A 14487-nucleotide genomic window follows, 5' to 3' on the forward strand; every position below is an offset into this window, starting at 1 on the left:
CGGCGTCGTACGCTGCTCGTATGCCGCATCCGATCATGTTCAACGACGCCGACCCGATCCTGGCCCGATTGCGTTCGCTCGCACTGGCACTGCCGGAGGCGACCGAACAGATCTCCCACGGCCGGCCCAACTTCCGATGCGGCAAGGTCTTCGCCGTCTACGGAGGCGGAGAGAAGGGCGCCAAGGAGCGCCGCGACCACGCTCTGCTGTTCATCCCCGATCCGGGTGAGAAGCAGGCCCTGGAGCAGGACGACCGCTTCTTCGTGCCCGCCTACTACGGACCGTACGGATGGCTGGCGGTCGATCTGTCGCCGGACTGCGACTGGGACGAGGTGGCCGAGCTGCTGGACGCCAGTTTCCGCCAGATCGCCCCCAAACGCGCCATCGCACAGCTGCCGTCGGACAGCTGACCCGCAGACCGTTGGTTTCGTGTCCGCCACGAACACGAAACCGACACTCCACGCGCAGGGAACCGATACGAGCCCGGCTGCGTCCAAACACTGTGGGCGATTCGGGAGATGTGGCGCAGTGGCTGGCCGATCACGACGGTGTGATCGCGAAGAGAGAGGCGCAGACGCTCGGTTTGAGTCTCGGCGACATCCGGGGTCGCCTCCGGCGCGCCGAATGGAAGCCGCTCGCCTCCGGTGTGTACCTCGCGGCGTCGCACCCGTTCGGTGAAGCCGCGCTGGTGCGAGGCGCAGTCCTCGCGCACCGCGGAGTCGCCGACAGGACCACCGCCGCCTGGTGGCACGGTCTGATCCCCCGTTTGGCCGCACCGATCACGCTCTCCACCACGCAGAGCCCCTCAACCGAGCGATGGGACCGCTGCCGGGTCTCGGTGGTCCGGCGATCGTTCCTCGCCGCCGACGTCGCCTCGGTCGACGGACTCACGATGACGCGGAAACCGCTCACCGTTCTCCTCGCATCGGCGCAGGTGGAAGATGGCGCGCGCCTCATCGACCGGAGCCTTCAGACGCGCGCGGTGACCGTCCGTGACCTTCGCGATGCCCTGGACAGGAACACCGGTCGCCGAGGAATCGCGAAGGCCCGCGAATGGCTGCAGATCGCCGCCGGCGACACCGAATCGGAGGCCGAGCGGCTCTTCGCCCGGCTTCTGCGAGAGGCCGGGATCACCGGATGGGTGTGCCAGTTACCGTTCGGGCCGTGGTCCCTCGACTTCGCGTGGCCGGAGCAGCGGGTGGCCGTCGAGATCGACGGCTGGGCGTTCCACAGCAGTCACGATCGCTTCCGCGCCGACCGCCGCAAAGGCAACGCGCTCCAGACGTCGGGGTGGCGGCGCCTGTCCTTCACCTGGCACGACCTCATCGAGGACCCGATCGGCTGTATCCGCAAGGTCGCCGCGCTCCTGTCCGAGGACTGTTGATTTCGTGTCCGCAGCGGACACGAAATCAACGGTTCGCCGCTCAGGAGTCGTCGCGGTCGTGGTTCGAGGTGGTGGCGTAGTCGATCTCGGTGAACCCTCGCCGCCAGTAGCCGATGACGAGCATCGACTTCCGGTCGAGTCCGCGAGCACGCAGGTCCTTGCGGATCGCCAGGGTCTGCGCGGACTCCGCGGACGCCCAGGCGAACACCCCGTCGGGGAGCTCGTGCGCGGCGACGGCGTCCTGCAGCAGCGTCGTCGTTCCGGCCGGTGCACCGTCCCGGGACAGCCAGACCACGTCCACGCCGGACGGTTTCTGCAGATCCTGACGCTCGCCGTCGTCGGCGATCTCGATGTACGCGGTGCCCGTCGCGGCCGGATCCATCGTCTCGAGGATCGAACCGATGGCCGGCAGCGCGGTCTCGTCACCGGCGAGCAGATACGTGTCCGCGATGCTGATCGCGCGACCGCCGCCGCCGGCCGCGCACAGGGTGGAGCCGGGCTCGGCGCGAGCCGCCCACCCCGACGCCAGGCCCTCGTCGCCGTGATTGACGAAGTCGATGGTCAGCGATCGGGCCTGCTCGTCGAAGGACCGCACCGTGTAGGTGCGGACGCGGGGACGCAGGTCGGCGCGGCGCGGCAGGTCGGTGACCTCGTGGGACGACGGATCGTCGAGCTCCGGCACCCCGTAGGTCCCGTCCGGCTTCGGCAGCAGGATCTTGATGTTCGGCAGAAGACCGTCGGCGAGATACTCGCCGACGGCCTCGCCGGTGAACACCACCCGGCGCATGCCGGGTGTCACGTCGGTGACCGACGTGGCGGTGAACAACCAGGTCACTGAGCAGGCTTCGCCTTCTCGACAGCGGCCTTGATGTCGTCGATCTGGTCCTTGGCCGCGCCCACGGTGTACGCGTACGGCAGGCGGTACGGGAACAGGTTGCCCGCCTTGACGGCCGGAAGGTTCTTGAACGCCTCCTGGTCGAGCAGCGCCTGGGTGCGCTTGGTGGGCTTACCGTTCTCGTCGGCCTCGAAGAACAGGACGTTCGCCGAGCTCAGGCGAGCGATGTCTTCGGTCGAGACCAGCTCGACGTAGCGCTTCGGATCAGCCGGAACACCGTCGAAGTACTTCAGACCGGCCTTGGTGATGCGGTCGTACGACAGCGACTTGTTGGTGGCGATCTGGTAGGTGGCCGGCTGCTCGGAGCCCTCCACGTAGGCGACGGAGCCGAGCTTGGCTTCGGCGTCCTTGTTGTCGGTGGCGATCTGGCCCAGATCGGTGTTCAGCTGGTCGAGCTGCTTCTGGGCGGAGTCGCCGCAGCCCAGTGCCGCAGCCAGCTTCGGGTACACCGACCAGACGTCGGTCGGCTCCTGGATCGGGAAGGCGACGACCGGAGCGATCTCCTTCAGCTGATCCATGTGCAGGTCCTCGACCATGTCGGGACGGACGGCCGTGATGATCACGTCCGGCTTCAGGGAGATGACCTCCTCGGCGTTGAAGCCGGTCTGGATGGAGCCCACGTCCGGAATGCCCTGAACCTCGGAGAGTTCCTCGGTGGTGGCGTTCTTCTTGTAGTCGTCGAGCATGCCGACCGGGCGGACGTTCAGGTCGATGAACTGGGTGCCGAGCAGCCAGCCGGAGACGATCCGCTTCGGCTGCGCCGGAATGGTCACATCGCCGTAGAACGTGTCCTTGATGACACGGTTCCCGGTCTGGCCGTCGGTCTGGCAGCCGACCGGATTCTCGGCGGTCGCCTTGGTGGTGCTGTTCGCGGAATCGTCGCTGCTGCCGCAGGCGGTGACGAGAGCACCGGTCGTGATCAGTGCGATTGCGAGAGCTGCGCCCCGACGCAGTCCGTTCTTGACACCCATCTGTTCTCCTAGAGTGGTTCGGTGGACCGCACTCGAGCGGCCATCGCCGATTAGGCTAACCTAATCAGGCCGATAACGGTCAAGTGGGAAGTGACGAGCGGAACGATGACGACGCACGCGTCGCGCAGCGACGCCACCGACTCGGACGCGCCCTCCGACCTGCCGAGCGGTCTCGCGCACTCGAATCTGGTGCGCACCGTCGGGTGGCTGGCGATGGTGGCCGTCCTGCTGGCGGCCGTGCTGCTGAGTCTGGCGATCGGACCGACCGACATCCCCTGGTCGGACGTGATGCACGCGGTGTTCCACTACGACGGTTCGATGTCGGACATCGCGGTCCGCGACGGCCGTATCGCGCGCACCCTGCTCGGTGTCCTGGTCGGGATCGCTCTCGGACTGGCGGGTGCTCTCATTCAGGCGCTGACCCGTAATCCGCTCGCCGATCCCGGAATCCTCGGCGTCAACGCCGGTGCCGCGTTCTTCGTCGCCCTCGCGGTCGGGACGCTCGGCGTGACCCAGGTGTGGGGCTACATCTGGTTCGCGTTCTTCGGAGCCGTCCTCACCACGGTCATCGTGTATCTGATCGGTTCGGGCGGCCGCGGCGGCGTCGACCCGATCAGGATCACTCTGGCCGGTGTGGCGGTCGCCGCCGTCCTGACCGGTGTGACGATCGGACTGCTGCTGCTTCACCCGGCCACGTTCGACCAGATGCGCAACTGGAATGCCGGCTCCATCGCCGGGCGCGGTCTGCAGATCTCCGGGGCGGTGGCCCCGTTCATCGCGGCCGGTGTCGTGCTGACCGCGATCGTCGCCCGCCCCCTCAACGCGCTCGCTCTCGGCGACGACCTGGCGCGCTCGCTGGGCGCCGAGCTGACGCGCACCCGGATCGTGGGCATCGTCGCGATCACCCTGCTGTGCGGTGCGGCGACCGCGGCGGCCGGCCCGATCGGTTTCGTCGGCCTGATGGTGCCGCATGTGGCGCGCTGGATCGTCGGTCCCGATCAGCGCTGGATCCTCGCCTACACGTTCGTCGGCGCCCCGATCCTGGTGCTGGTGGCCGATGTGATCGGCCGGGTGGTGCTGCCGTCCGGCGAGTTGCAGGTCGGCATCGTGACCGCGTTCATCGGTGCGCCGATCCTGATCCTCCTGGTCCGCCAGCGTAAGGCGAGTGGACTGTGACGACCACCGATTCCCGGCCCGCCCGCATCGACTTCGGCCGCCCCATCACGACGTTCTCGATCGGCGGCGTGTCCGGGCGCATCGATCTCCGGGTGGTCTCCGTCGTCACGATCCTGGCCGTGCTGACCGTGGTGGTCGCCGTCGTGTCCCTGATGCTCGGCGACTACCACATGACGCTGGAGCAGATCTGGAAGGCGATCGTCGGAGGCGGCGATCCCCTGGACCGCACCGTCGTCATGAACATGCGCATGCCGCGCATCACCCTTGCGGTACTGCTCGGCATCGCGTTGGGCATCAGCGGCGCGATCATCCAGTCCCTGACGAAGAACCCGCTGGGCAGCCCGGACGTGATCGGCTTCAACACCGGCGCCTACACCGGCGTCCTGCTTCTGACCCTGGTGATGCACAGCAGCGACACCCAGAAGTCGTATGCCGCACTGGCCGGAGGAATCCTGACCGCGCTGGCCGTCTACCTTCTCGCCTACAAGCGCGGGGTGCAGGGCTTCCGGCTGATCATCGTCGGTATCGCGGTGAGCGCCATGCTGAGCTCTCTGAACACTTATCTCGTGTTGGTCGCCGATCTCGACGACGCCATGTACGCGGCGGCGTGGGGTGCCGGCACCCTGAACGGGACGCAGTGGGGGCAGACCCGGGCCGCGGCCGTCGCGATCGCCGTCATCCTGGTGCTGCTCCTGCCCCTGTCGCGGCGGATGGGCATGCTGGAGATGGGCGACGACGCAGCCAGGGCGCTCGGCATCCGGACCGAGCCGACCCGTCTCGCGTTGCTGGTGCTGGGTGTGGCGCTCACCGCGGTGGCGACCGCGGCCGCCGGCCCGATCTCGTTCGTGGCTCTCGCCGCACCGCAGCTGGCTCGACGCCTCACCGGTTCCCCGGGTGTGGCCCTGATCCCGGCGGCCGCGATGGGTGCCCTCATGCTGGTGTTCTCCGATGTGCTCGCCGAGCGCCTGTTCGCCCCCACCAAACTTCCGGTGGGCGTCGTCACGGTGTCCATCGGCGGCGTCTACCTCATGTACCTGATCGCGAGAGAGAGCAGGAAGCAGTGACCGACTCGAATCTCGTCGCCCACGACATCACCGTCGGCTACGACGGCCGCACCATCAGTGAGCACCTGAACCTGGAGGTGCCCGACGGCGAGTTCACGGTGATCATCGGCCCGAACGCGTGCGGCAAGTCGACGTTGCTGCGGGCGCTCAGCCGTCTGCTGCCGGTGAGTGAGGGCGCCGTCCTGCTCGACGGCGAGGACATCCACCGTCAGCCGGCGAAGCAGGTGGCGCGCCGTCTGGGCCTGCTCCCCCAGTCGTCGACGGCGCCGGACGGCATCCGGGTGGCCGATCTCGTGGCGCGCGGCCGCTTTCCGCATCAGAAGCTGCTGCAGCAGTGGTCGTCGGACGACGAGGCCGCGGTCACCGAGGCGATGGCCCGCACCAACATCAGTCACCTGTCGGACCGGTTGGTCGACGAACTGTCCGGCGGTCAGCGTCAGCGCGTCTGGATCGCGATGGTGCTGGCGCAGCAGACACCGCTGATCCTGCTCGACGAACCGACCACCTACCTGGACGTGGCCCACCAGATCGACGTTCTGGAACTGTGCACCGAACTCAACCGGAAGGACGGCCGCACCCTGGTGGCCGTCCTGCACGATCTGAATCAGGCGTTCCGGTACGCCGACCATCTGGTGGTGATGAAGGACGGCGAGATCGTCACCGCCGGCCGGCCGACCGAGGTGGTCGACGCCGACCTGATCGAGACGGTCTTCGATCTGCCGTGCCGGATCATCGACGACCCGGAGTCGCATACGCCGCTGGTGATCCCGCTGCTGCGGCGCCACGACTGACCGTTTTCGGGGCCGGTCAGAACGCGCCGGCGACCCTCGACGCGACCGCCAGGGCGGTGCGCGCCCATCGGGGTGCCGCACCAGCGAGACCGTCGACCGGCGCGACGAGGAGCAGACCGGCCTGCACCGATCGGGGCAGCCCGATGCGGTCGATGAGCCCGGCGAGGCGCCCGGACAGGTCGTCGGCCAGCCGATCGGGGTCGACGCCGGGGTCGGCTGTCGGTACGACGCCCGCGATGAGTGCGCGACCGGCGTCCAGGTGCTGCCCGAGCGGGTCGTAGTCGGCGGTGGTCACGGTCGTGAGATCGACGGCGACGGCGTACGAGTCGAGACGGCTCAGCAGGTCCCAGCGCCGCTCGGCACGCAGGATCATCGGGCGGCCGATCTGCCCGGCGATCGACTCGAGGGTCTGCGCCAGGTCGGGGGCGGCGATCGGGGCGATCGGATCCAGTCGTGTCAGCGGCGTGACGGTGCCGTCGAGGACAGCACCGATCGCCGTCTCGTCCAGTTGCACCACGGCCGGTGCGCCGAGACGCCGCTCGATGTCGGCCACATGCTCGATGAGGCCGGCGGCCAGCGAGTCGGCGATGTCGCGGACCGCGCCGCGATCCCGGATGATCTTGTGGCCGCCGCGGAGCTCGGCGTTCGCCGCGAACGTGAACGGCCCGCATGCCTGCACCTTGATCGCCGGAACCCGGCCGCGCAGATCGTGCCGCTCCCAATGCTCTTCGAGGGCGTCGAGGTCCCAGCGCAGAAAGTCCCGGGCCCGGCGGCCGACCGTCGTCGGGGACGTCGCCAGCCGGTAGGCGCGGTGGACGTGGTCGACCGGGACGTCCACCAGCAGTGCCGCCGTACGGCCGATCGGGTCGGCGCCGAGGCCGCGGTCCGGCAGCTCGGGCAGGTGCGGAAGCCCCAGTTCCCCGGCGACGATCGCGGCGGCCTCGGCCGGATCGGTGCCCGGCAGCGACCCGACGCCGGTGCCCACGCCGGCCGGAAGGGTCACGAGGCGGAGGCGATCCGGCCCGAACCGAGGACCAGATCGCCGTTCTGTGCATCCGGACGGTAGAGCACCGCGGCCTGGCCCCGGGCCACCCCACGCAACGGCTCACGCAGCTCGATGCGGATCCCGTCGCCGGCCGGCGTCGCGACGCACGGGGCGAGACCGCCGTGGGCGCGCACCTGTACGACGCATTCGATCGGCCCGTCCGGGGTGACCCCGGACGTCCAGATCGCCGTGGAGGTCTCGATGGTGTGCACTTCCAGGTCGGCGGCGGTGCCGACCGTCACGGTGCCCGACTCGGGATCGATCGCGGTCACGTAGCGGGGATTGCCGTCGGCGGCCGGCGCCTCCAGGCCCAGACCCTTGCGCTGGCCGATGGTGAAACCGTGCACGCCGTCGTGCTGGCCGAGCCGCTCACCGGTACCGGCATCGACCACGGCGCCCGGGCGCACACCGATGCGGGCACCGAGGAAGGCGCGGGTGTCGCCGCTGGGGATGAAGCAGATGTCGTGCGAATCCGGCTTGTTCGCGACCAGCAGCCCGCGGCGCTCGGCCTCCTCGCGGATCTGCGGCTTCGGGGTGTCGCCGATCGGGAACATGGCGCGGGACAGCTGCTCGTGGTCGAGGACGGCCAGCACATACGACTGGTCCTTGTCCTCGTCGACGGCGCGCCGCAGTTCACCGTCCTGCAACCGTGCGTAGTGGCCGGTCGCGAGCGCATCGAAGCCGAGTGCCAGAGCGCGTTCGGCGAGCGCAGCGAACTTGATCTTCTCGTTGCACGACAGACACGGATTCGGCGTCTCGCCGGCGGCGTACGACGCGACGAACTCGTCGATCACGTCGTCCTTGAACCGGTCGGCGAAATCCCAGACGTAGAACGGGATGCCGAGCATGTCGGCGACGCGGCGGGCGTCGTCGGCGTCCTCCCGCGAACAGCAGCCTCGCGACCCGGTGCGCAGAGCGCCGGGCGCCGTCGACAACGCCAGGTGAACGCCCACCACGTCGTGGCCGGCCTCGACGGCACGGGCCGCCGCCACCGACGAGTCGACGCCGCCGCTCATGGCGACCAGCACCCGTCGACGGGGCTCACGGAGCGATGGCATCAGAAGACCCCCGTCAAGCCGGCGGCACGAGCCCGCTCGCAGACCTCGTCGAGGACGGAGACGACATAGTCGATCTCCTCGGCGGTGTTGTGGTGCGAGAGGGAGAAGCGCAGGGAGCCGCGGGCGGACGCGCGGTCCATACCCATGGCGAGCAGCACGTGGCTGGCCGAGGCGACCCCGGACGTGCACGCCGAGCCGGTGGAGGCCTCGATGCCTTTGGCGTCGAGCAGCATGAGCAGGGAATCGCCTTCGCAGCCGTCGAAACTGACGTGCACGATGCCGGGCAGTCCGTCGTCCCGCGAGTTCACGGTCACGCCGTCACGGGACTGCAGTGCTCCGACCAGCCGGTCGCGGAGCGCGGCCACGGCGGCGGTGTTCTCGTCGAACCTGTCGACGGCGGTCTCCAGGGCGGCGGCCATCCCGGCCGCCCCGACCACGTCCTGGGTACCCGACCGCAGGTCACGCTCGTGGCCGCCGCCGTTCAGCAGCGGACGGCAGGCGACGTCGCGGCCGATCACCAGAACACCGGCGCCCTGCGGGCCACCGAACTTGTGCGCGGCCACGCTCATCGCCGACAGACCGCTGGCGGTGAAGTCGACCGGCACGTGCCCGACGGCGGCGATCGCATTGGAGTGCACCGGGACGTCGAACTCCCGTCCGAGGGCCGCGATCTCACTGATCGGCTGCAGCGTGCCGACCTCGTTGTTGGCCCACATCACCGAGATCAGCGCCACCTGTCCGGCGTGCCCGGCGAGTTCGGCTCGGACGTCAGCGGGATCGACTCGGCCCCGCTCGTCGACCGGCAGGACGACGAGTTCGGCGGCCTCGTTGTCGACGAGATACTGGGCGGGATCGAGGACGGCGTGATGTTCGACGGCCGAGATCACGATGCGGCGGCGCCGATCGTCCTGCGCGCGGCGCGCCCGGTAGATGCCCTTGAGCGCGAGATTGTCGGACTCGGTGCCGCCGGAGGTGAACACCACTTCGGACGGACGTGCCCCCAGGGCCCGGGCGATCGCCTCGCGCGACTCCTCGAGGATCCGTCGCGCGTGACGGCCGGCGCCGTGCAGCGACATCGGGTTTCCGGGCTGCTCCCAGGCGCGCGTCATCGCCGCGACGGCTTCCGGGGAGATCGCGGTGGAGGCGGCGTTGTCGAGGTAGACCATGGTCGCCGTCCAGGATAGCCGCGCAGACCTCCCCACCCCCAATGCGCGGATTCAGGCGCTACGAAGACCCTGGACCTCGACGCGGGCACGCGGGGCCGGGGCCGGGACCGCAACCGGCTTGGCGAACACCAGACGCTGGCAGCGGGCCGCAAGCTCGCCGCGGCTGCCGACCGGCAGTTCCGGGGCGTGAACGGTCAGCGTGAGGCAGACGCCGCGGGCCCGCACCACCCGGTGGAGGGTGTCGCCGATCTCGTCACCGCCGATGAAGCCCGGGGAGGTGAGGGTGCGTCCCCCGCGGTGGTAGCTGACCCGCATGGGCAGCACGGGGACGCCGGCGTCCAGGGCGGTCTGGAAGAAGGCCGGCCGGAACCGGCCGTACCCGTAGCCGCACCAGGTGGTGCCCTCCGGGAACACCGCGACCGGACGGCCCCGGTCGACGATCCCGGTGACCTGATCCAGCAGGGGGCGCAGTTCACGCAGCGCACCGCGATGGTGCGGCAGCACACCGAACGCCTTGAGAACACGCCCGGCGCCCGCGACGATCTCGCGCTTCGCGACGAATCGTGCGGGACTGACCGCCGCGATCGCCAGGATGTCGAGGAACGAGATGTGGTTGGCGACGATCAGGGCGCCCCGGACGCGTCGTGCATGGTCGGGCCGATGGTCGACGACCTCGAACCGGACGCCCATCATCTTCAAGCCCCAGCGGGCCGCTCCGCGCCAGTAACCGATCCGGATCCGGCGGCCGCCCAGCACCGTCAGGGCGCCGAGGGGCACCACCGTCAGCAGCATGGTCACCAGGCCGGCGTACCGGAGTGCGACGCGGAGCGCGCCGACACTGTCGGACTCGGCCGGAATGCAGTGGGCGCCGCAGGAACTGACGGGCATCCACGGATTGTTCGGCGCGGGTGCTCCGGGCGGCGTCACGTCAGCGGTTCTCGCCGTTCGAAGCGGCCGCCGCCTCCAGGGCCCGCTTCATGCGGGCCAGGTAGCGCTCGTCGCCGCGCTGCCGGTCGATGACGGTCAGGAAGTCGCCGACGTCGAAGACCGGGTCGAAGGCCGGCTCACCGCACACCTGCGCACCCAGTCGCAGATAGCCGCGCATGAGCGGCGGCAGGAGCGGCTTGGCGGGCGGATCGATGTCGTCCAGGCGCAGCGGCTCGCCGTCGGCGCCGTCGACGATCACCTTGTGGTGCGGATACACCTGCCACGGCGCCTGGTGGCGGTCGCGCAGGATGTCGCGGATTCCGCGAAGATCGGCGCCGCGGCCGTGGGCGCCTTCCAGCGGCACCGACACGCAGCCCATCAGGTAGCGGTAGCCGCTGTCCTCCAGGTAGCCGAGGACCGACGTCCACAGCATGCCGGTGACTGCGCCGCTGCGGTGTTCCGGGTCCACCACGGCGCGGCCCATCTCGACGGTCTCGGCGCTGATCGGGTCGAGTTCGGTGAGGTCGAACTCGGTGTCGCAGTACCAGCCGCCGGCGGCGATGGCACGGGCCGGCGGAAGCACCCGGGCGCAGCCGACGACGCGGCCGGTCGGACGGTGCAGGACCAGCAGGTGTTCACAGAAGCTGTCGAAATCATCGGCGTCCAGGCCGGTCACGTCGTCGCCGATCGCGTCCGAGTAGCCGGGTTCGCTGCGGAAGACCTCGAAGCGGAGGCGTTGGGCGGCGTGGATGTCGTCGGGGTGCTCGGTGAGCACCACCTCGTAGTCGCCGCCGGCAAGAAGAACCTTGCGTGCGGCGTTGGCGGAGAGCGGGCTGAGGATCGGTTCTGCTGCGGTGCACTGAGCATGCGTGGCGGAGCCTGCGACGACGCGCGGACGAAGTGTCATGCCCGCAGTCAATCGCGCGGCGGCGACCCGTCGGCCACTTCGCGGTGAATGTCCGAGTCCGGGTCGGTGAACGTGTCGGAGCAGCGTTCACCGACAAGCCATCAATGGTCTCCTCGCCAGCAACGATCGAAAACTAGATCTGCCGCACCCGACGAACGAATCTCTCATAGGAGCCAGATGAACCTATCGGAGCCAGCTTCAGATCTCTCACATTCTCCGCGATCGCCACCGAGTCCGACTCCTTGTACTCATGTTGGCCGTTCGCCTGGCGGGTGATCCGCTTGAGTTCCTTCTTAGGATCGGTGATCTTCTCGACATCCCTTGGTTGCCTAGGGACAGATCCCTTCCATACAGATTTGAGATGCTCGACGGCGTCTGGGAACAGGAACCACCAAGACTCCGTCGCGACCACCGGTACGACCGGAATCCCGTCGATCGACCCGAGCAAACCCGCAAAGTCTGCAGCAATCCTGTCCTCGTTCTGCGGACCGGCGTCCATCCCATCCGAGTCTTGGTGGATCAGCACCGCCCGCACTGATGTGCCTGATCCACTGGCAGCAGCTACTGCTCTCTTAACCCTGTCCACCCACTTTTCGCGCGCCTTAGGCAATGCGGTTCTGGTGAGCGAGGGAGGATCTTTGACCGGACGTACCGTGACACCACCTACGGCATTGGGGAGGTGGAGCTGGACAAGCGCACGGATAGCTCGTGAATCATTTGGACTCTCCCCGAACACCAGTACCTCGACGCGCTTCGCCACCTTCTTCTGCTTGGAACGGCTACTCAACCGACACCTCCACCCAAGGGGACCCCACCCAACACTCCCGAAAACCAAAGTTCACCCGGCTCGTAGCCCGAGCTGTCAACAGCTGCGGCAATCTCGTCTGCTGACCTCGCGGGGATCATCGACTCACCGGTGCCGGCGTCTCGATCGCAGATGACGATTTCCGTCGGAACGAGCCGGTTGACGAGCGTCGGCGAGTGAGACGCTACGAGAAGCTGAGTGCGCTGACTCGCCTCTCGCATACGAGAGACCAGAACGTCGAGCGCATACGGATGAAGTCCATGGTCGACCTCCTCGACCACTGTAAGAGCCGGAGGTTTTGGGTCATGAAGCGCTGTCAACAGTGCAAGAAGCCGAACCGTGCCGAATGAAGCGTCGGCGAGATCGATTGACTGAACCAGCCCCCTCTCAACAAGCGATACGACGATTGTCTCCGCAGGCCCGCCGCCGTGCCGGAACTCGATCTTCTCTAGCCCGGGAAGACAATCGCGCAAGTCCCGCGTCAGGGCCGCAAAGGAGTCTGAGTCCGTTCTCGAGAGCTCGTACAAGGCCGACGAGAGATTTGAAGCGCTGTCGTCAATCGAGCCTCTTTGGATACGGACTGGCCGACGGGCCTCACTAACACTGGGATCCAGGTACCGAATATCGGAAAGGAAGTCCAGAAACTCACGCGGACCTTTACCTACGGCACTGTCATCGAGCTGCGCGAAGGTCCCAAGCATGGTGGTCGTCTTCGAGGCGAGACGGCGCTCGACGGGCTCCGCATTCACTTCTTCTTCAGTGATGCGCGCAATCGCCGAATTCGCTTCGAGCTTCATCCGGCGACCCTTGCCGGGAACCCGCTTGTAAGTGAAGGTCTCCTTGCGGGTCACATTCGCCGCTGACGTGCCCAGCGCGATCTCATAAACGTCTGGGGCACCCTCGGAGGCATGGGACGTCACCAGTCCCTGGAGTGTCAAAGACACTCGTCCTGGCTTGCCGTCTTGGCGACGAATTCGATCGAAACCACCCCGGGTATGGACAGCGTCCTCAATACCGAACCGCGCCACATCCCGCGCGAAGCGCAGCACCGACAGGAGATTGGTCTTGCCGGATCCATTCGGTCCAACCAGCACGGTCAACGGGCTGATTTCAACGTCAACTTTCTCAAGTGACTTGTAATTGCGGGCAGCAATCCGACTGATTCTGTGCGGCATAGCTACAGACTATCGCCAATCGGAATGACGCAGGGTCAGCCGGCACTAACCCGACGACGCCCCGCCACGGAAACCCGGGGCGGGGCGTCGTTCTCGACTGGAAGTCGATCGGTCAGCGCGTCACTTGCGCTTCTTGATCTCCTCGGTCAGCTGCGGGGCGACGTCGAACAGGTCGCCGACCACACCGAAGTCGGTGATCTCGAAGATCGGGGCCTCTTCGTCCTTGTTGACGGCCACGATGGTCTTCGAGGTCTGCATGCCGGCGCGGTGCTGGATGGCGCCGGAGATGCCCAGCGCGATGTACAGCTGCGGCGACACGGTCTTACCGGTCTGACCGACCTGGAACTGGCCCGGGTAGTAGCCCGAGTCGACGGCGGCACGCGAGGCGCCGACAGCGGCACCGAGCGAGTCGGCGAGATCCTCGACGACCGAGAACTTCTCGGCCGAACCCACACCGCGGCCACCCGAGACGACGATCGACGCCTCGGTCAGCTCCGGACGGTCGCCGCCGACGTTCGGCTCGACCTTGGTGATCTTGACGGCGTTCTCGGCGGCAGCCGGGACCTCGACGTCCACGCGCTCACCGGCACCGGCCTGCGGGGCGGCCTCGACGGCACCCGGACGGACCGAGATGACCGGGGTGTCGCCGCCGGCCTGCGAGTTGACGGTGAAAGCGCCACCACGGATCGACTGCACGGCCGCGCCGCCCTCGCCGACCTCGATGACGTCGTTCAGCAGGCCCGAGCCCAGACGCACGGCCAGACGGCCGGCGACTTCCTTGCCCTCGATGTTGGCGGGGACCAGCACGGCGGCGGCGCCGGTCTGCTCGGCCAGAGCCGACAGGACGTCGACCTTCGGGGTCACGAGGTAGTTCGCGGCGTCGTCGGACGCGGCGACGTAGATCTTCTCGGCGCCGGCGGCCTTGAGGTCGTCCAGCACGCCGTCGGCCTTGCCGGCGCCGGTGACGACGACGGCGGAGGGGGTGCCCAGGGTGCGGGCGGCGGTGATCAGTTCGTTGGTGACCTTCTTCAGCCCACCCTCGGCGTCCTGCTCAACGAGCACGAGTACTTCAGCCATGTTGTTTCTCCTGAATGTCTTTGCTTGTCGCGAGTGATGGGGTGGG

The 14487-nt window shown here is 68.1% G+C and carries 15 protein-coding genes; 5 read left to right on the forward strand and 10 right to left on the reverse strand.

What is annotated here, in order from left to right; genetic code table 11:
- Window positions 1-20 precede the first annotated feature (20 nt).
- Together QM774_RS07245 and QM774_RS07250 are read left to right on the forward strand one after the other, a co-directional pair.
- On the forward strand, window positions 21-410 hold the full coding sequence (locus QM774_RS07245; RefSeq protein ID WP_414975236.1) for an MmcQ/YjbR family DNA-binding protein: 390 nt from the start codon (window positions 21-23) through the stop codon (window positions 408-410).
- Between the two features lie 92 nt (window positions 411-502).
- Window positions 503-1384 (forward strand): DUF559 domain-containing protein, encoded by an 882-nt coding sequence (locus QM774_RS07250; RefSeq protein WP_414975237.1) that lies wholly within the window; start codon window positions 503-505, stop codon window positions 1382-1384.
- 40 nt (window positions 1385-1424) lie between these two features.
- On the opposite strand, the gene QM774_RS07255 is transcribed toward QM774_RS07250, so the two are convergent.
- Both QM774_RS07255 and QM774_RS07260 read right to left on the reverse strand, forming a co-directional pair.
- A complete protein-coding gene (locus QM774_RS07255; protein ID WP_414975238.1) occupies window positions 1425-2219 on the reverse strand; it encodes a siderophore-interacting protein in 795 nt (264 codons plus the stop codon).
- The gene (locus QM774_RS07260) at window positions 2216-3250 is read right to left on the reverse strand and encodes an ABC transporter substrate-binding protein (protein ID WP_414975239.1); all 1035 of its coding nucleotides are present in this window, start codon (window positions 3248-3250) and stop codon (window positions 2216-2218) included. The genes QM774_RS07255 and QM774_RS07260 overlap by 4 nt, the downstream gene beginning before the upstream one ends.
- A gap of 105 nt (window positions 3251-3355) precedes the next feature.
- Here QM774_RS07260 and QM774_RS07265 point away from each other — a divergent pair, with 105 nt between their 5' ends.
- Genes QM774_RS07265 through QM774_RS07275 form a run of 3 tightly spaced genes read left to right on the forward strand, consistent with a single transcriptional unit; the run spans window position 3356 to window position 6281 of the window.
- Window positions 3356-4426: an iron chelate uptake ABC transporter family permease subunit gene (locus QM774_RS07265; protein WP_414975240.1), complete on the forward strand. Its 1071-nt coding sequence runs from the start codon at window positions 3356-3358 to the stop codon at window positions 4424-4426.
- Window positions 4423-5490 (forward strand): FecCD family ABC transporter permease, encoded by a 1068-nt coding sequence (locus tag QM774_RS07270; protein ID WP_414975241.1) that lies wholly within the window; start codon window positions 4423-4425, stop codon window positions 5488-5490. Before QM774_RS07265 ends, QM774_RS07270 begins: the two co-directional genes overlap by 4 nt.
- Window positions 5487-6281 carry an ABC transporter ATP-binding protein gene (locus tag QM774_RS07275; protein ID WP_414975242.1) on the forward strand — a complete coding sequence of 265 codons (795 nt, stop codon included), beginning with the start codon at window positions 5487-5489 and terminating at the stop codon, window positions 6279-6281. Before QM774_RS07270 ends, QM774_RS07275 begins: the two co-directional genes overlap by 4 nt.
- A gap of 16 nt (window positions 6282-6297) precedes the next feature.
- On the opposite strand, the gene QM774_RS07280 is transcribed toward QM774_RS07275, so the two are convergent.
- The 8 genes from QM774_RS07280 to QM774_RS07315 form a co-directional block, all read right to left on the reverse strand.
- Window positions 6298-7284 carry a vitamin-B12 independent methionine synthase gene (locus tag QM774_RS07280; RefSeq protein WP_414975243.1) on the reverse strand — a complete coding sequence of 329 codons (987 nt, stop codon included), beginning with the start codon at window positions 7282-7284 and terminating at the stop codon, window positions 6298-6300.
- Window positions 7281-8384: a tRNA 2-thiouridine(34) synthase MnmA gene (mnmA, locus tag QM774_RS07285; protein WP_414975244.1), complete on the reverse strand. Its 1104-nt coding sequence runs from the start codon at window positions 8382-8384 to the stop codon at window positions 7281-7283. The genes QM774_RS07280 and mnmA overlap by 4 nt, the downstream gene beginning before the upstream one ends.
- Window positions 8384-9550, reverse strand: a complete 1167-nt coding sequence (locus QM774_RS07290; protein WP_414975245.1) for a cysteine desulfurase family protein — start codon at window positions 9548-9550, stop codon at window positions 8384-8386. The genes mnmA and QM774_RS07290 overlap by 1 nt, the downstream gene beginning before the upstream one ends.
- A gap of 51 nt (window positions 9551-9601) precedes the next feature.
- Window positions 9602-10438 (reverse strand): lysophospholipid acyltransferase family protein, encoded by an 837-nt coding sequence (locus tag QM774_RS07295; protein ID WP_414975246.1) that lies wholly within the window; start codon window positions 10436-10438, stop codon window positions 9602-9604.
- A gap of 40 nt (window positions 10439-10478) precedes the next feature.
- A complete protein-coding gene (locus tag QM774_RS07300; protein ID WP_414975247.1) occupies window positions 10479-11384 on the reverse strand; it encodes a GNAT family N-acetyltransferase in 906 nt (301 codons plus the stop codon).
- Window positions 11385-11517: 133 nt separating this feature from the next.
- Window positions 11518-12144, reverse strand: a complete 627-nt coding sequence (locus tag QM774_RS07305) for a hypothetical protein (RefSeq protein WP_414975248.1) — start codon at window positions 12142-12144, stop codon at window positions 11518-11520.
- 23 nt (window positions 12145-12167) lie between these two features.
- Window positions 12168-13364 carry an AAA family ATPase gene (locus QM774_RS07310; protein WP_414975249.1) on the reverse strand — a complete coding sequence of 399 codons (1197 nt, stop codon included), beginning with the start codon at window positions 13362-13364 and terminating at the stop codon, window positions 12168-12170.
- A 120-nt stretch (window positions 13365-13484) separates the two neighbouring features.
- Complete coding sequence (locus QM774_RS07315; RefSeq protein ID WP_414975250.1) at window positions 13485-14441, reverse strand: electron transfer flavoprotein subunit alpha/FixB family protein; 957 nt, start codon at window positions 14439-14441, stop codon at window positions 13485-13487.
- Window positions 14442-14487 lie beyond the last annotated feature (46 nt).

The sequence above is a fragment of the Gordonia sp. (in: high G+C Gram-positive bacteria) genome, assembly GCF_047600565.1.
GTDB lineage: Bacteria > Actinomycetota > Actinomycetes > Mycobacteriales > Mycobacteriaceae > Gordonia.